The sequence below is a fragment of the Lentibacillus sp. L22 genome, from assembly GCF_040812445.1.
GTDB lineage: Bacteria > Bacillota > Bacilli > Bacillales > Amphibacillaceae > Lentibacillus_C > Lentibacillus_C daqui.
In genome coordinates this window covers 1-17,959 of record NZ_JBFNXI010000058.1, presented here as the reverse complement: position 1 = coordinate 17,959, position 17,959 = coordinate 1, and the positions used below count along the sequence as shown (strand labels likewise).

Annotated in this window: 14 protein-coding genes, 1 pseudogene and 1 riboswitch; of the genes and pseudogenes, 6 read left to right on the top strand and 9 right to left on the bottom strand. The window is 40.8% G+C overall.

Annotated features, from left to right (window positions below):
* The 4 genes and pseudogenes from ABRT01_RS16590 to recQ all read left to right on the top strand — a co-directional run.
* On the top strand, nt 1-1,132 hold a 1,132-nt coding region (locus tag ABRT01_RS16590), incomplete at its 5' end, for an RNA-guided endonuclease InsQ/TnpB family protein (protein ID WP_367748702.1).
* Between the two features lie 143 nt (nt 1,133-1,275).
* Nucleotides 1,276-1,683: a type VII toxin-antitoxin system MntA family adenylyltransferase antitoxin gene (gene mntA / locus ABRT01_RS16585; protein ID WP_367748699.1), complete on the top strand. Its 408-nt coding sequence runs from the start codon at nt 1,276-1,278 to the stop codon at nt 1,681-1,683.
* Between the two features lie 10 nt (nt 1,684-1,693).
* Nucleotides 1,694-1,840, top strand: a pseudogene (locus ABRT01_RS16580) (HepT-like ribonuclease domain-containing protein); the annotation flags it as partial.
* 145 nt (nt 1,841-1,985) lie between these two features.
* The gene (recQ, locus tag ABRT01_RS16575; RefSeq protein ID WP_367748696.1) at nt 1,986-4,130 is read left to right on the top strand and encodes a DNA helicase RecQ; all 2,145 of its coding nucleotides are present in this window, start codon (nt 1,986-1,988) and stop codon (nt 4,128-4,130) included.
* A gap of 178 nt (nt 4,131-4,308) precedes the next feature.
* Here recQ and ABRT01_RS16570 read toward each other — a convergent pair whose 3' ends face one another.
* Entirely contained in the window at nt 4,309-5,547 is a 1,239-nt protein-coding gene (locus ABRT01_RS16570) for an aminopeptidase (protein ID WP_367748693.1), read from the bottom strand.
* 312 nt (nt 5,548-5,859) lie between these two features.
* Between ABRT01_RS16570 and ABRT01_RS16565 the strand changes: the two genes are divergently transcribed.
* Nucleotides 5,860-6,189, top strand: coding sequence for a winged helix-turn-helix transcriptional regulator (locus ABRT01_RS16565; protein WP_269410602.1), 330 nt, complete (start codon nt 5,860-5,862; stop codon nt 6,187-6,189).
* 166 nt (nt 6,190-6,355) lie between these two features.
* Here ABRT01_RS16565 and ABRT01_RS16560 read toward each other — a convergent pair whose 3' ends face one another.
* The 5 genes from ABRT01_RS16560 to nhaC all read right to left on the bottom strand — a co-directional run bounded on the left by ABRT01_RS16560 (nt 6,356) and on the right by nhaC (nt 12,144).
* A complete protein-coding gene (locus tag ABRT01_RS16560) occupies nt 6,356-7,039 on the bottom strand; it encodes a hypothetical protein (protein WP_367748689.1) in 684 nt (227 codons plus the stop codon).
* Nucleotides 7,036-7,491, bottom strand: a complete 456-nt coding sequence (locus tag ABRT01_RS16555; RefSeq protein WP_367748686.1) for a TcaA second domain-containing protein — start codon at nt 7,489-7,491, stop codon at nt 7,036-7,038. Before ABRT01_RS16555 ends, ABRT01_RS16560 begins: the two co-directional genes overlap by 4 nt.
* A 2-nt stretch (nt 7,492-7,493) precedes the next feature.
* Nucleotides 7,494-8,561, bottom strand: a complete 1,068-nt coding sequence (locus tag ABRT01_RS16550) for a DUF5105 domain-containing protein (protein WP_269410604.1) — start codon at nt 8,559-8,561, stop codon at nt 7,494-7,496.
* Between the two features lie 474 nt (nt 8,562-9,035).
* Nucleotides 9,036-10,535, bottom strand: a complete 1,500-nt coding sequence (hutH, locus tag ABRT01_RS16545) for a histidine ammonia-lyase (RefSeq protein ID WP_367748683.1) — start codon at nt 10,533-10,535, stop codon at nt 9,036-9,038.
* 202 nt (nt 10,536-10,737) lie between these two features.
* Entirely contained in the window at nt 10,738-12,144 is a 1,407-nt protein-coding gene (nhaC, locus tag ABRT01_RS16540; RefSeq protein ID WP_367748681.1) for a Na+/H+ antiporter NhaC, read from the bottom strand.
* A 320-nt stretch (nt 12,145-12,464) separates the two neighbouring features.
* Between nhaC and ABRT01_RS16535 the strand changes: the two genes are divergently transcribed.
* Nucleotides 12,465-12,617 carry a hypothetical protein gene (locus ABRT01_RS16535; protein WP_367748679.1) on the top strand — a complete coding sequence of 51 codons (153 nt, stop codon included), beginning with the start codon at nt 12,465-12,467 and terminating at the stop codon, nt 12,615-12,617.
* Between the two features lie 141 nt (nt 12,618-12,758).
* Here ABRT01_RS16535 and ABRT01_RS16530 read toward each other — a convergent pair whose 3' ends face one another.
* The 3 genes from ABRT01_RS16530 to ABRT01_RS16520 all read right to left on the bottom strand — a co-directional run bounded on the left by ABRT01_RS16530 (nt 12,759) and on the right by ABRT01_RS16520 (nt 16,826).
* Nucleotides 12,759-13,226 (bottom strand): flavodoxin domain-containing protein, encoded by a 468-nt coding sequence (locus tag ABRT01_RS16530; protein ID WP_367748708.1) that lies wholly within the window; start codon nt 13,224-13,226, stop codon nt 12,759-12,761.
* Nucleotides 13,227-13,235: 9 nt separating this feature from the next.
* Nucleotides 13,236-14,282 (bottom strand): ribonucleotide-diphosphate reductase subunit beta, encoded by a 1,047-nt coding sequence (locus ABRT01_RS16525; protein WP_269410608.1) that lies wholly within the window; start codon nt 14,280-14,282, stop codon nt 13,236-13,238.
* A 141-nt stretch (nt 14,283-14,423) separates the two neighbouring features.
* Nucleotides 14,424-16,826 carry a ribonucleoside-diphosphate reductase subunit alpha gene (locus tag ABRT01_RS16520; RefSeq protein ID WP_367748705.1) on the bottom strand — a complete coding sequence of 801 codons (2,403 nt, stop codon included), beginning with the start codon at nt 16,824-16,826 and terminating at the stop codon, nt 14,424-14,426.
* A gap of 93 nt (nt 16,827-16,919) precedes the next feature.
* Nucleotides 16,920-17,099: riboswitch (cobalamin riboswitch) on the bottom strand.
* Nucleotides 17,100-17,959: the final 860 nt, after the last annotated feature.

The following is a 17,959-nucleotide window of genomic DNA, read 5'->3' as shown; positions in this document are numbered from 1 at the left end:
TAAAGTCCATTCCTCCCCATTGAAAAATACGGCATTACGGTTAAAAGATGCCTATGAACGATTTTTTGATCCAAAATTAATGAATGAGAAACCAAAATATCGTTCATGGAAAAGGAAGTGGTTTTCGCTATATTATGATGAACCAAAAAAAGGTTTTAAATTATTGGACGCCAATCAACTTTCCTTAAGTTTTGGCAAATTAACAGATGAAGAATACAAGGAATTAAGGAAAATAGATGAACAGGCTAAGAAGACCATCAAAATCAAAGTTGGACTTGTGGAAGCGGTAGAACTAAGCGAAACGGAGAGAATCAAAACCCTTCGCATTACAAAGGATCTGGATTCGTATTATGCCATTTTTACAATAGAAGATGTCAAAGAAATCACCAAGGTGAAGGAACAATCGTTTATTGTATTTGATCCCAACCATAAGAATTTGGCAGTAGGATTAGGCAGTGATGGAAAATCATATGAATTGAAATCGATGAATGCACTGTTGAAGTATTGGGATAAACGAATCGATGAAATCAAATCAAAACGGGACAAATGTGAAAAGTTTAATAAGCTGGTATGCACCCCAAATGTTACGTATTTTGAGCCAAGCAAACGTTGGAAGAGACTCAATCATGCTTTGGAAAAGGCGCAATTAAAACGTCGAGAACAAATGAAGACGCTGTTATTTAGCTATGCGCATTATTTTTCCAAGCGTTACGATGCGATCTACATTGGTGATTATACTCCGACTCCCGATGTGGCAAAGTACGGGACGATGAGAAGGGCCATGTTAAATCAAACTCCAGTTGGACAGTTTCGCCGTATATTAAACTGGGTGCAGGCAAAAAGCGGTAAATATTATCAAAAGATCGATGAACGTGACACAACCAAAACCTGTTGTGTCTGTGGTCATCAGGAGAAAAAGGATCCATCCATTCGCAGCTTTACATGTGTAAACTGCGGTACAACGCTTTCGAGAGATATCAACAGTGCAGTTAATATCGGAAAGAAAGCCAAAAAGCGATTGCCTCGCGCAGGCTACATAGGTGTGGAATCCCCTATGTATACAGTGTGGTGGGATTTTAAACAGGCAAAGATTGCTTGTGGTTTGACCCCATCTGCTGGCCTCGGGAAGTAAATCCGAGGGGTGAAACAAACATTCTTCTTGGTAACAGAGAAGAGGTCTTTGATTAATTTTAGGCTTAATTTCGATTAGGTTTAAATAAACAAAGGAGTGCGGATACTGTATAATGAAAATATAGCTAAAACGAGGTGAGAGGTATGCTTACGGAGTCACAAACGGATCAAATAAAAAGCATCTTACTGCCAGCTCTTTCCCCTGTCTTTATTTACCTATTCGGTTCTACAGCAAAAAATCAGGATAGAAAAACAAGCGATATTGACCTGGCCTTTTTGAACGACCAGACACTGTCTCCCTACGATATCTTTATGATCGGACAGAGAGTGGCAAGTGTTCTGGACAAAGATGTTGATCTGGTTGATCTACGGCAAGCTTCCACCGTCATGCAATTACAAATTGTACATTACGGGAAATTGCTCTATTGTGCTGATGAAAACAGACGAATGGCATTTGAAATGAACGTATATAAAATGTATGCAAAGTTAAATGAAGAACGCGAGGTTATTCTGAAAACAATTGGAGAGAGTGGTGAAATATATGGTAAATGATATTGCTGTAAACAAGGCTAGTATGATGGTAGGGTTTCGAAATATTGCTGTCCACGATTACAAGACTATTAATTTGGCAATTGTACAGAAGATTATCGAGGAACACTTGGATGATTTAATCATGTTTAAGGATAATGCTGTGAGCAAGTTTAGCTAGATTATAACACACCCAATTTTCACTTTTCCCTACCTTTCTTAATCAAAATGCACTTTCGGTTAGATTCTCTACCATCTTATATTTCCCTACTATTCCCGCCGAAAAATATGTTAGGATGATACTAGTATAGGAGGTTAGTCCGGTCATGACAAAAGAGGAAAATATTCTGCAAACCTATTTTGGCTACGAAACATTTCGCCCCGGCCAAAAGGAAACCATTAATCATGTTCTACAAACAAATAATACACTCGCTGTGATGCCAACGGGTGGCGGAAAATCGTTATGCTACCAAATTCCGGGTCTATCCCTCGATGGGTGCGCCATTATCATATCTCCACTCATTTCGTTGATGAAAGACCAGGTTGATTCCCTCAATGCGCTGGGAATCCCGGCGACTTTTATCAATAGCTCCCTTACACCCGACGAACAACAGATACGCTTAAACAACATGGCAAACCAGCAATACAAATTTGTCTATGTTGCCCCGGAACGGTTTGAATCAGGAAGCTTTGTCAATGTCGTCAAGCGCATACCTTTGTCATTGGTCGCCTTTGATGAAGCACACTGCATTTCGCAATGGGGGCATGATTTTCGTCCAAGCTATCGATCTATCGTTCCCAATTTAACCCAGCTGACGAATATCCCGGTTTTTATTGCGCTAACAGCAACGGCTACCGAGGAAGTGATTACCGATATCCAATCATTGCTGCATATTGATGATGCACATGTTGTTAACACTGGCTTTGAACGGGATAACCTGTCTTTTCATGTTGTTAAAGGAAAAGACAAGATGACCTATGTTCGCTCCTTCTTAAAAGAACACGGATCGGAATCGGGAATTATTTATACAGCAACCAGAAAACAAGCTGATACATTATATGAGCAATTAACACGCAGAGGAGTTGCCTGTGAAAAATATCATGCCGGGATGAGTGAAGATGAACGAAAACGTGCCCAAGCCGCATTTATCCAGGACGAAAAAACAGTCATGATCGCAACGAATGCATTTGGGATGGGCATTGACAAATCCAACGTCCGCTACGTCATTCATTATGCAATACCAATGACTATTGAATCATATTACCAGGAAGCTGGCCGCGCGGGACGAGATGGCGAGCCAAGTGACTGTATTCTGTTATTTTCGCCACAGGATGTACAACTGCAGAAATTCCTGATTGAGCAATCCCTGATGGATGAAGAGCAAAAACACGATGAGTACCGAAAATTGCAGGCAATGATCAACTACTGCCATACCCATAGCTGCCTGACAACGTTCATTCTGGAATATTTCAATGATCATCCCGCGAAGAAAACCTGCAATCACTGCAGCAACTGCCTGAACCGCCAAGAAAAAAGCGACATCACCGAAGAGGCGCAAATGATTCTTTCCTGTATCAAACGCATGGGTGAACGTTTTGGCGTGGGGATGACCGCCAAAGTATTAAAAGGGTCTAATGATAAAAAATTACATAACTTTGGTTTCCATCGTCTGACAACATACGGTATCCTTTCCGCTTATACGGAAAAAGAATTAACTGAACGAATTCACTTTCTTGTTGCGGAAAGACTGCTTGACATTGAGGAAGGACGATACCCGACATTAAAGTTAAATCAGGCCTCCGTAGATGTGCTTAAGGGTAAACGAACTGTCACGATTTATACCGCGCCCATTCCAACCGGTGAGGAAGCTGATTATCAAATGGATCTATTCCAGCGACTGCGGACATTACGTAAACAGCTTGCCGATGAAAAAGGAGTTCCACCATATGTGTTGTTCTCTGATGCGACATTGAAAGAACTGAGCCGCTACTTTCCGGATACGAAGGAAGACATGCTCACTATTAAAGGCGTGGGCGAAAAGAAATATGAACAATATGGCGAGGTATTTTTAGATGTTATCGTTAAGTGGCGTGCAGAAAACCCGGATGTAAAACCAAAAATCCGTATATCTGATTCCGTTACTGCAAAACCTGCGAAACGCAAATATGACGATGCAGGTCCAAGCCATATGGTCAGCTTTCAACTGTTTCAATCAGGCAAATCAATTAAAGACATTGCAACTATACGGGAGCTTTCCCCACAAACCATTGAAGGACACATATTTAAAGCATTCAAAGACGGATACCCTATCGCCTGGAATATCTTTTTTAATCCGGACGAAGAAGCAGCAGTTCTGGCAGCCCGAGAAAAAATCGATGAACCTAAACTAAAACCATTACGTGAAGCACTATCCGAAGATTATAGCTATACAACAATCAAAGCCGTATTAGTCAAAAACGGGTATATGTAATGAACCAGAGGGGACAGGCACCGCGTCCCTCTGCCCTTGTTTGTGCCTGGCTTGATATGCTTGTGCAAGCTTGGTGTTGGTGGATTACTCTCTGATAAGGCACTATTTTGCGGTTTATTCCCAACTCCATTTTGTGTCATCTCTGTCATGCAAAAACGAAGAAATGCTTTTTCATTTATTATTTCATATCAAACGCCCACGTACCATGACGGAAAACAGCCTCCGTTGTACCATCTTCCTTCACGCCGTCAATATCTAGTTTCTCGGAACCAATCATAAAGTCAACATGGTTTAGGCTGTCGTTCACTCCATGCTGATCAAGCTCTTCTTCCGACATATCCGCGCCGCCTTCCAGATTTGTCGGATAAGCCTTTCCAAGTGCAATGTGGCAAGAAGCATTTTCATCAAACAACGTATTATAAAAAATCAAACTGGACTGTGATACAGGTGATTCATGCGGTACAAGTGCCACTTCACCTAACCGGCGGGAACCTTCATCCGTGTCAAGCAAGTGTTTCAATGTATCTTCTCCCTGTTCCGCTTTAAAATCAACCACTTTCCCATCTTTAAATGTCAAAGTGAAGTTATCGATTAAGCTATCGCCATAATTTAGCGGTTTTGTACTTGATACCGTACCATTCACGCCATATTTATGTGGAAGTGTAAAAACTTCTTCCGTTGGCATATTTGGATTGAAGGTAATTCCCTTTTCTGATACAGCAGATCCACCCTTCCAAATATGTCCCTTTGGCAACGCTATTTCCAAATCGGTTCCTGGCGCTTTATAAATCAACTTTTGATAATTTTTCTTGTTCAATTTTTTACGAGCAGTTATCAATGCTGCATTATGTTCCTCCCAGGCAGCGATTGGATTATCGTTGTCAACGCGGACAATCTTAACAATCGCATCCCACAGACTTTCGATGGCATCTTCCTTACTTTTATTCGGGAAAAGCTTCTGTGCCCAGTCACCGGTTGGAATCGAAATGATCGACCAGGTTATCCGATCATTCATGATATACTGCTGGAAATTCCGCAATGCCTGCGCAACCGCTTTGCTTGCCTTGGCAACACGTGACGGGTCAATATCTTTTAATAAATCCGGGTTCGTCGAGCGAATCTCCAAGACAGCTGCTCCATCTTCTGCATATGTATCATGCAGCTTAACCTTCCATTCCGGATAATCAGCAATCACTTCATCTGGTGCATTTTCATAATAAAGTTTTGTCAGCGCATCATCACCCCAACTAACATGAACATCTTTTGCCCCTAATTCATATGCTTTGCGGACAACAATTCTGGTAAAATCAGCCCCTTCAATCGGTGCATTGATCATAAGTGCTTGATTCTTTTGCAAATTAACCCCAGTCTTCAAGGCTAATTCCGCGTACTTTTCCTGCATTTGTTTACTCACCATAATATTTCTACCTCCAAATCATTCATATTCTTTTATTATTTCACAAAACACTAGGATTTCCAACTACTCAATTCCAATCCCTACATGTCTATAGGTCAAATGTCTGAACTTCCGGTGTGTTGGCAGAATCATCATCGTTGACTCACCGGAACAACCGAGGATTTTTTTCAATTAGTAAAAAACCAACTACACTAGTCTATTCCTTTCGTATCATAGGATCCAGTTTCCATTTACGGAAAAGCTTCCATGTGTTATCATTATATTAGGTTACTTTTCGTAATTATTTAATAAACCAGAGAGAAGGTGATCTTCATGGAAGAATTGTGTCCGCGTTTTGAAAAGGCCATGCAACTAATGAATAAACGCTGGGTAGGACTGATATTATTCGAACTATTAAAGGGAACGAAGCGTTTTTCGGAAATGGAATCGGACTTGCCCATCAGTGGAAGATTACTCTCTGACAGACTAAAAATGTTAGAAAAAGAAGGAATTGTAAAGCGGAATATTTATTCGGAGTTTCCGGTTCGCATTGAATATTGCTTATCTGAAAAAGGCAAAGCATTGGAACCAGTTATCAAGGCAATTCAATGCTGGGCAGAGGAATGGATTACGATGGATGAAGTAGCGGAAAAAAATAGTTAACAAGCAGGCCGTTGGTAAATTGCCTGCTTGTTAAGTACATCTTTAATTGTCTTCATTGCAATATAAATGGTTTTGTAAAAAGGCCAAGTTTTAATTTTAGACTAACCCCTGTATATAGATAGGGTTAGTTTGGTTTTCCCTATCTATCAAAAGTTAGCTGCTCTTTTTAAATAAAAGAATCTTTTTTATTCGACCACTTGTGTACCGGTGGATTATCGATCTTTATCGTCTTTTTATTTTCCCAATCCTCTGTCTCAGACCCATCGGCTTTCTCACTTATAAGATCATCGACCATCCACTTGCCCTTATGCTTGTCATACTTGAGCGTAAAATGACGTAAATTTTTATAGGAGACGTCAATAAAATCTTTTTCCTTTTCCATTTTAACCTTTTCATTATAAGAAACAAGTACAGACACTTCAGCCGTCCAATCCCCTTCAAACAAACTCAAATCTAAATCGTCCATATTAATTATCGACTCCAAAAATTGGGACTCCATATTTTTGACATGTCCCTTGATTGCCTTGAAGTCATCGTCAAGCCCAATAAGTTGCTTCTTAAAATCGTTGGTGCTATTCGTAAATTTATCGGGGTTGAAACCGGACGTAACATAGACCGACATATCCTCGTTAAAATTGTTGGTCGCATTGATAATATCTTTTTCCACTTTTTTATTGCCACGGGCTAATTTCTCATCATCGATCAGGAAGCTGACGTCAGCATCACCCCACACATCCTTCTTTTCCTCTTTATCGAACGTACCGAGAGCGTTTTTCACGGTTGCTTTCACCTTATATTCACCCGGAAAGATTGGACCGAAGATTTCTTTCTTTTTGTCAACTTTATTCAATGGTTTTTTTCACCTTTAATAGCCAGACTAAGTTTATCGCTATCATCCTGACCTTTGGCTTTTAAATTCACAGTCCTTATCTTTAATTTGTAGTTTGGAAATATACCCATAGTTTTGCCATCTTCAAAAAGACTAACCTGTTCCTTGGAAGACGTGAAATCCTTGTCTTCCATTTGTTTCTTCAATCCGTCTTTAATCACCTGGAAACTCTCATTATTTTCTTTTAAATATGCAACAAACGCAGATAAAGATGTTTTATTAATGACCGCTTCTTGTTTATCCGGCTCGACCAATTTTTTCAATGTATTTGTATCATTTTTTTCTACGGCTTCATTGAAGGCTTTTACCGTTTTTTCCGGTTTATGTTGATTAGCCATCCCGGCATAAATGATAACAAGGACTGCAATGATAGCAATGATGCCTCCACCGGAAATAAACCATCTTTTATTCATGTTTAACGAACACTTCCCTTGGCGAAGACCCTCATTAATCTGTCATTCGCATCTTCCGAATCATCAATAACCCATTTATCATCTTTTTTCACCATTTCGATTTCAAGCTCCTGAGTCGCGGATTTGGCTTCCAGATCATCAAGTATGGAATCAAATTTCGATAAAGCATATTTTTCTTCCTTTTTTACATCGAAGTCATCATGTTTTTCCCTGTATTTGGATTTATATTCCGTTATCTCTTTGTCTATATCATCCATTGAGAGCACAGAATACTCAACTTTCACATACGCTTTATCATTGGCGTTTGCTATCACTTTGGTTTCCACTTTATCTTTTTCAGCGGAAGCCTGCTTGAAACTATCATAATACTCTTCCATTTTACTATCCGAAACATCCTTGGAAAGAATGGTTTCCATGTTGTCTTTAAATTGATTTTTAGCGTCATCCTGAATGCCATCTTTGTCTGCTGACACGTACTTCTCGTAATCATTATTCTCTTTGTCGAAATAAATCGTCTCAATGTATGCCTTTAGCGCTTTACCCGGATCTTGTAAGGATTTTAGGCTATCATTATAATTGCTTGTATCCAGAGGGACTTGGACATCCTCTGTTTCTTTACTGTAGTCTGAAGACTTTGGTGAAATATTAATTTCATACTTTTTATCTTTGTCAACATCAAATAAAACCGTCATTTGCTTCTGTTTATCCACCCCGATTTCGTTCATTGTGTCGCCTTTCAAATCAACTCGGGGATTGGTGTCATCAACGGGATCCAATTGATTGTCTCCATCATATAATTGAATATCATTATTAGGAAAAACATTAATAGACGAATCCGAAATATTTTTTAACTTTAGGTCAATCTTTAATAAACCACCATCTTGATCGTCATCCCCAGACACTCCATCATCTTTGCCGGATAATATGTATGATGCATCTTCAATTGAAGCCTCAATTGTTTCTGATGATGTACTAGCTTCTGCTTCTGCCTTTTTGTCCTTCGATTTACCACAAGCTGTCAATGCTACTATTAGCAAACAGCAAAATAAAAGTATTCCTGCCTTTTTCATTACACTTTTCCTCCCATTAATAGCTTTAAGTGAGTGTTCAAAAACGAGTATGAAAAGGACCGAGCAGTTCAAGGCGGCGTAGCTTTGAGCACCGGAGTGTACATAAAAGGTACATGAGGAGCGGAAAAGCAAGCCAACGAAGAAATGCGAAGTGTCATTTTCACCGGAGTTTTTGAACAACCTCTTTAAGTGAATATGCAAAATCAATAGACTTATTTCTTGATTAAACAGGGCAATAAAACCAGCGAAAAAGTCTTTTATCCTACTGTTATAGACTCACTCCTTTTAAATAATATCTTTGCATATGATTACAACTATATTTCAGATTTATTTCTTGGTCAATACTATTTTTGAAATTTTACGCAAGATATACACCTTCCAACCAACGGAAAACAATGTAATGCTACATTTCATTTAAATAGTTCTAAATGTGCGTGTTCAAAAAGGGGGATACAAAAGACCGAGGTAGGCCCATTAATGCATGTTACATTCATATTCATACGCCTTTAACCAACTCGTCAACGCTTCAATATCCTTGTTAAATACCCGATCTTTTGTAATCGAAGGAACCACTTCTCTTGCCTGGTCATATAACGCCTTAGTCCGGGCAGCCATCTTTTCTACCCCACGATATTCCACCGCCTGCATGGCACAGATCAATTCAATTGCTACAACCCGCCGTGCATTGGTCAGGATTTGCCATGCATGCCTGGCAGCGATCGTTCCCATACTGACATGATCCTCCTGATTGGCTGATGATGGAATCGAATCAACACTTGCCGGATGCGCCAAAGTTTTATTTTCCGAAACAAGTGATGCAGCGCTATACTGCATGATCATCGCACCAGATTCAAGCCCAGGATTCGGGCTTAAAAATGGGGGCAAATCATTCAGCTGCGGATTTACTAACCGTTCAATCCGACGTTCTGCTATATTGGCAGTTTCTGAGATTCCCAGTTTGATAAAGTCCATAGCAAATGCGATCGGCTGTCCATGAAAGTTTCCACCGGAGATTACTTTATTATCCTCGGAGAAAATTAACGGATTATCCGTAACGGCATTGATTTCAACCATTAGTTTTTCACGAAGATAGTTAACGGTTTGCCAGCAAGCACCCAACACTTGGGGAATACAACGCAGGGAATATGCATCCTGCACCCGTAGTTCACCCTGTTTCGTTGTCAGCTGACTATCCTGCAATATAGCGCGGATTCGTTTGGCAACATCTATTTGTTCCTCATAGCCGCGAATCTGATGGACATCGGCATCAAACGCATCGATAATCCCATTTAATCCTTCCATCGTCATTGCAGCAATATGTTCCGATTGACTTAGTAGTTTTTCCGCTTCCAGATAGGTAATAACGCCAACCGCTGTCATTGCCTGAGTACCATTGATCAGAGCCAAACCTTCCTTCGCCTCAAGCTGTAAGGGAGCTATTTCTTCCTGCGTCAATGCATCGATTGCCGCCATTCGTTTATCCTTATAAATCACTTCCCCTTCACCTAATAACCCCAAAGCCAGATGTGCTAACGGGGCTAGGTCACCGCTTGCGCCAAGTGAGCCCTGTTGCGGTATAATCGGGTGGATTTTCGCATTGATAAAGGATACGAGCTGTTTGACTAATTCCGGACGCACCCCGGAATAGCCCTGCGCCAATGCATTTGCTCTTAGTAGCAGCATTGTCCGGCTAATTACTTCGGGAAATGCTTCACCAACCCCACATGCATGCGAATGTAACAAATGCAACTGTAGATCCTGTAAATCATCCGGTTCAATTACCACGTCACTAAATTTGCCGAAACCAGTATTAATCCCGTACATCGTTTGTTTTTTTCCAATCAATTCATACACCTTTTGCCTGTTCTGAAAAATGGTTTGTACCGCTTGTTCAGATAAAGCTACAGATTCATTTTTATATACAACGCGTTCTACTTCAGCAAGTGTCAATGTATTTCCTGTCAATGTTATCATTTTTCCATACCTCCACAGTATCGATTTATCATGGTAAAGTCCCCAATAAAAAAGAGGCTTCAGTTACTGGAACCAAGCCTCTTGCTCACCTGTATATTTTGATTGGATCGAATGGTTATGACCAAGCATATGCCCACCTCAAGAAAAAATATCTGATTATTTTTATATTATACCTGTTTTTCGGTTTTTATTCAAGTCCGAGCTAATCGTTTGTCTCCTCCGATGTACCTCGTTTCCGGTAAACAATGGAAAACCCGACAAGTGAAAAAATGATGGAGATGACGGGAACACAATAGTTCAAGACTGCATACGGCGCATATGCTACTGCACCAACTCCCAGCGTACTGGCAACAAACACCGCATCCGTGCTCCATGGGACAAGTGCCGAAGTAATCGTTCCACCGTCTTCAAGCGCTCGTGACAGGTTTTTGGGGTGCAGATTTTTATCTTTAAAACTTTGTGCATACATCCTCCCCGGAATGATAATAGAAATATACTGTTCAGCAGTAAACACATTGGTTAAAAATGATGATACGACCGTTGTTGCACATAGGCTTCTCGCCGTACGTGCCAGCTTCAGGATTTGTTCAACAATTGCCATTAGCATACCTGTTCCTTCCATCAGGCCACCAAAGATCATTGCAACAACTGCCAAGGAAACAGTGTACAACATGGATTCCAGTCCACCCTGATTTAATAAATCGTTAACCGTGTCATTTCCTGTTTCGATATGATACCCTTCTTGCAGTGCATTCACCGCATCACCAATACTTCCACCCTGAATCAAAATTTCCGCTAAAAAGCCCAAAATAATTCCTACAGTAAGCGCAGGCAACGCAGGAACTTTTTTAAACACAAGAAAGATGACCGCCAACGGAATGAGCAGCAGCCACGGCGAGATCACAAAATTCGCTTGCAAACTCTCCATAACCGCATCAATATTTTGCGCGTTGATGGAATTGCCCGCAAACTTCATTCCCATAACCAGGTAGACAATTAGCGCAATAATAAAGGCTGGGACCGTTGTATACAGCATATGCTTGATGTGTTCCGATAACGTTGTTCCAGCTATTCCTGATGCCAGCACTGTTGTATCGGAAAGTGGCGACATTTTATCACCAAAGAAAGCACCAGAGACAATCGCACCAACAATCATGGCCGGCGGAATCCCCATGCTAAGTCCAATTCCCATGCCAGCTACACCAATCGTACCAATCGTCGACCAGGAACTGCCAATCATCAACGTAACAACCGCACAAATCACTAACATCGCCACAAGGAAAAAGGATGGCGTGATGATTTCCAATCCATAATATATCATCGTCGTCACAATTCCCCCGCCAACCCAGGCACTTATAATAAGTCCAACGAAAATCAAAATGATAACGGCTGGTAACACTTTGGTGATCCCTTGATAAATGTAATGTTCCAGATCACTCCAGGAATAACCGCACAACCACGCAATAAATGCAGCTACAATAGCACCCAACAGAATTGGAATATGTGGGGCTCCATCATAAACAATAATGACAAAGGTCATCGCAACAATCATAACAACAAATGGAATGAGTGCTAATATTAATGGAATCTTTTTCTTGGAATTCTCCATCCTTATCCCCCCTATGAAAATTACCTCTATATTTATCCTGCTCTTTGCAAGAACCTATGCACCTTACTTGATAAAAAGACTAGTTTGTTCAGTAAGGGCGTTTATCTATTTTAATATCAATTTGTTAGACTATCTTATTGGTTCTTTAATGCTTTATCATGGTAAAGTGATGAAGTCAATGGGTTTATTTGCTTTGTAGATGGTGAATTTCATCTACTTATAAATTATATGCCGAGCAAACCCGAGTCAACATCGGCCGGCCACATGTATTCGATAGCTGAATGACAAGTGCTGAGAAGCCACCGGAAAGAAAGGGGGAGATGGTTGATAGGAATGAAAAAGTATGCCGAATCATCCGGGAACATGGCTATCTCGGTTGGTTGGGGAGAAAACGCGCGGAAATCTACCGTGAGCATGCCCATCACGACCGATTGGTGGGAAACTCGAATCAAAACCACCAAGCGAGTGTATGACCAGTTGCGAGGAGCAGCCCGTAATCGATCTTGCTCAACCCAACCACACAAAATAATCCAGCATGACTATTTCTATCATGCTGGAAAATCAATTTGTTACCTATCTATTCATTTTTACTGGTTGTACCAAGCTGAATTTTATCATCTGGGAGCTGCAATAACCCCCATCGAATGCTGTTTCACTTTATCCAGCAAACAATCAACAAATCGCGTACATTTCCTTACATCCTCAGACTGCGGCCGTAATTCCACTTTCAATGTTACCGCCAAATCAGTTTGAACATACAACATATCACGAAATTCATCGACTGCACCACAAAAATACGGGAAAAAGCTGTCACCGGAGCCGAATATGGCGGTGACTAAATTTGGAGTGTCTGCTCTTTCCAGCTCCATATACAAATTCATCATCTCGCCGGGAATATTGCCATTTGCCCACGTATATGTCCCAATCACCAGACCGTCATACCGCGACAATCGCTCCATTGGAAATTCCCTTACTGAAAATAGCTCGACATCAACTAAGCGTTCCTGAAGTTTCTCCTGAATAATTGCTGCCACTGCTTCTGTATTCCCGGTTACCGATGTATAAACCATCGCAATTCGCATGCCAATCACCTACAATTCCTCAAAGCCATTGGACTGGGTTACCTTGGAATAGGTTCGCGCCTTTTGTTCAAAGAAGTCCGATTTGGTTTCGTTGATCATCTCGTCACTGAAAACATGGATCCATGGCATTGGATTTTCTCGTTCCGTATATAAATTGTTCAAGCCTATTTGTCGTAACCGCTTGTTGGCAAGATACTCAACGTACTGATCAAATTCCTCCAGATCAATTCCATTTATATCAGCCAAAATATAATGTGCCCAATCTTTTTCTAATGTAGTTGCCTTATCAATCGATTGATAGATATAATCGATATTTTCATCCGTATCCAATTCCTTATTTTCTGCAAGCAGGATGCGGATAAGCTGGGTGATGAAATACGTATGCTGCATCTCATCCCTTTGAATATAGCTGATCATCGTACTAGTTTTTAACATTTTCTGTTGCCGGGCCAGGTTATAGAAAAAAGCAAAGCCAGCATAGAAATAGATGCCTTCCAGGTTAACTGAATTTACCGCAAGCTTGAATAAATTCAATGGTGTTGGATGGTTTCTGAATTCATCATACACATCCAAAATCAACTGGTTTCGTTTCTTAATAACCGGATCACTTTTCGCCTGATTGAAGCGACGATTTTGTTCTTTTAAAGGTACCAGTGAACTAAGAATATAGGAATAGGATTCATTGTGTACCGCCTCCTGTTGGGAAATCACGGCAAAAATCGCCTTAAAGCTGGAATCTGTGACATAATCCATCACTTGATTCATGGTCGGTGTTTGCAAACTGTCAAGCATGGCCAGCTGGGTATTGACCCGTAAAAAAACATCCTGTTCAGTTTCACTTAACAAGTCCCATTGCTTGATATCATCTTGCATATTAATCTCCTGCGCCTTCCAAAAATTTGATAACAGCGCCTGATACAGGTCATACATTTGCGGATAAGCAATATCGTTCCAGTTTAATAATCCCGATGATTTTCCATTAATGATCCCGGTTGACTTATTCGGATACTCCGGATTCAGTAAATTAATGCGTTTGATTGGTGTGTTAACCGACATTGGTTTAACCTCCTCTGATTATCTATAAAGGGATAGCTATATTACTCTCAGGTAATTGGCCGTGTCCGGACCCGTATCTGCTGAGGCGAATGCGCTGGTTCTTTTCACGCCTCCGACATCTGATGCCCGGCATCTAACCTCTTAACTATGGCACGCCTCACATTCATCAATTTCCGCTTGTGATGTACTTCTGACATAATAAGTCGTTTTCAATCCTTGTTTCCAGGCTTCAAGATGCAGATTCAATAAATCCTTTGCCTTAATATCATGTCGGACATACAAGTTAAAACTAATCGCTTGATCGACGTGACGCTGACGGGCCGCGTTCTGCTTAATACTCCAATGCTGATCCAATTCGTGTCTGGAGCGGCGATAATAGGCATATGTCTCGTGATTGAGGTCTGGTGGTGTTACTTTAAATTTAAAATTCTTCTTCTCCTCGGCATATTCTACTGCATAAATTGGGTCAATCCCATCAGTTGAACCACCAATTTTTGCTGTAGACGAATTTGGTGCTACCGCCATTAGCCAGCCATTGCGCAGTCCATGTTCACGAACGTCATCACGCAAAGCCTGCCAAGCCTCGGTATCATAGCCCTTGCGATCAAAATACGCACCTGTCTCCCACTCCGATCCAGTAAATTCCTTGTACGTTCCTTTCTCTTTTGCCAGTTCCATCGAAGCTTTAATGGCATGATAGGCAATTGTTTCATAGAGTGTATCGGCATAGGTTACCGATTGCTCTGACTCCCAATAGATTCCTAGCTTTGCCAACAAGTGATGCCAGCCAAATGTCCCGAGTCCAACCGCGCGATACTTTTGATTGGTTACCTGTGCCTGACCAACCTTGATCGTGTTCAGATCGATCACATTATCAAGCATCCGCATTTGGATCGGCACCAGTCGTTCGATCACATCCGCTTCAACCGCACGAGGTAAATTAACCGATGATAGATTACAGACGACAAAATCACCTGGTTTTCTGATCATCACAATATTGCCTTCCTCATCCTGGTATTCGTTCGTGATTGTTGTCGCCGACATATTTTGCATAATCTCTGTACATAAGTTACTGCAATAGATTGATGTATAGCCTTTGCCGCGGACATGCTTATTCGGGTTCTGGCGGTTTGCTTCATCACGATAGAACATGTACGGTGTACCCGTTTCCAGTTGAGCAATCATAATGCGGGCCATAATATCCATCGCCCGGTAGGTTTTCCTTGGCAGTAACGGGTGATTAACCGCTTCTTCGTATTTTTCGGTAAAATATTTCGTATCTGTTTCATCATAGAAGTCTTCTAAGCCAAGCGGGTTACCTGATTCATCTTTCCAGCCCATGATTTGCTTCACCTGGTGCGGGCAGAAAGTATGCCATTCGCCAATACTGCGGCCGTTCTCATCAACTTCCTGCAGCTTTTTCATAAATAAATCTGGAATGGCCACCCCGGTAAAAATATCGTGGGCTTTCCGGCGTTCGTCACCATTATTGGTTTTTAGATCAAGGAACCCATTCATGATATCCTTATGAAAAACATCCAAATAAATGGCTACAGCTCCCTGCCGCTGGCCAAGCTGATCAACACTGACTGCAGTATCGTTCAATAAGCGGATCCATGGGACAACCCCTGATGAATTTCCTTTAAATTTCTTAATATCAGACCCAAGCGCCCGTACTTTTCCATAGTAAATACCAATTCCGCCGCCGTCTTTGCTAAGTCTGGCAATATCCCAATTATTCAGGTAAATCCCATCAAGCGAATCGTCCACTGTATCAATAAAGCAGGAGGACAACTGACCAAAACTTTTCCCAGCATTGGCAAGCGTTGGTGTGGCGACCGTCATATACAAATTACTCATGGCCCAGTAAGCCTCTTTCACAAGTGCCAGGCGTTTGTCCTTTGCTTCATTTTTCATTAGTGTCATCGCAATAATCATGAACCGCTCCTGTGGCAATTCAAACACCCGATGTTCATGATCCCTTGCTATGTACCGGTCGGCCAGTAAAAATAGACCAATATAATTGAATAACTTATCCCGCTCCGGATCGATCTCCTGACCAATAGCGATGATCTCATCTTTATCGTAAACAGCAAGCAAATCCGCTGCATAGATGCCTTTATCCGTAAGCGTTTGGATTAATTGATGAAAGTCTCCGTATTTTTCACTTGGATCATATCCGCGATTTACTGCTGCTTGTGCATAAAGATCATTTAAATACATCTGTGCCGCTACAAACGTCCACCCTGGCTGATCCATGGCAATATGATTTAAGGCATAAAATAATGCCTGCTCGTTTGCCTCCTCTTTCGTCACATCCATTGACTGTAGTTCCCGAATAACATCATCTGCCTTCAGGTTATACCGCTGTGCTGCATCTTCAATGACAGCAACAATTTCATCGACCATTGCATCCATTTGTGTTTCCATTATTTCTTCCTCCCTATGAAACTCCCTGGAAAATGAAAAAATCCACACCAGAACTTGGAGTGGATCGAAACAACAATGCCAACAATCATCAAGAAAGTCGTAGGAAACGTACATTCTTTCCCGTCCAATCTTGGTTGACACTATCATTTCATCTTCTCCATCCCCGAAGAAGTTGAAATTTTATTAGACACGCGTTGAGTAAAGCATATTTTCAACGCCTAAAAGACTGGTCTCCTGACTCATGCTTCAACCTACACCCGAGCCCTTCCCGTTGATAGAATCACAGTGGTGTTACTCAGTTTCGTCAGCATTTACAGTTGCGGGGGCAGTCCTGGACTTGCACCAGGTTCCCAATTAAGCAAAAGCATCTTTTTGTCAAATACTATATATAGTTTTGTTCTACAAAAAATTACACAAGATATTGTGTTGGTTACTACTATCTATCCTAAATTATATTTATCAGTTTAGCAAGGGTTTTTTAATCGAATCTAAAAAATCATTAGTGTTCTCCTACATACCCACCTTAAAAACCGTAGATAAAAAGCGATTTTTTACGATATTGGCTTCCCAAAACAGGGGTTACTTTTATAGAAACTTTTAATATCAAGTTCATAGACTAATCATGTACCACAAGAGCAAGAAAAAATGCCAGTAATAATACGGCAAGATGGTGATAACTAACAAAGTACACAATATTATCCGTTATATTGAAAATAAATAATGATTCCAAAGGTTTGGTTTTATCAGGGAAACATTTAACAGGGGATGAACTTAGGTCGCATTTTTAAAGAGGATGAAAGAGCTTAGCCACCTATAGGACAACAAAACAAGGTATTATTGTTAAAACTGATGAAAAAATGGAATCTGTCGATAAACTATTTCATGATTATGATGAGGACCTACCAAATGTCCCGGGTATAATTGCCTCCTAAGCCTTGTGAGCCGGATACTGCCATGGTAAGAGATAGCAGCGCATTTTTACCTTACCCTATCTACATCATCGGTTGGATGCAAAATTCCCCCTATGAATTAGGCTCTCATATCAATTAAAGTATGACATTATGTACAGCATAACAGCAAATGGAAAAACAATAAAAAACCAGTTTTATCCCTGTAGAATCCTTATCGAGATTGTATCCTGAATTATTCATACTTCTAACCAAAAAGATAAATGAAGCTTAGCCCTGGGTTATTTTCGTAAAATAAGATGGAACCTTTCCAGAAATGGTTTGCTTAAACTAGAGATC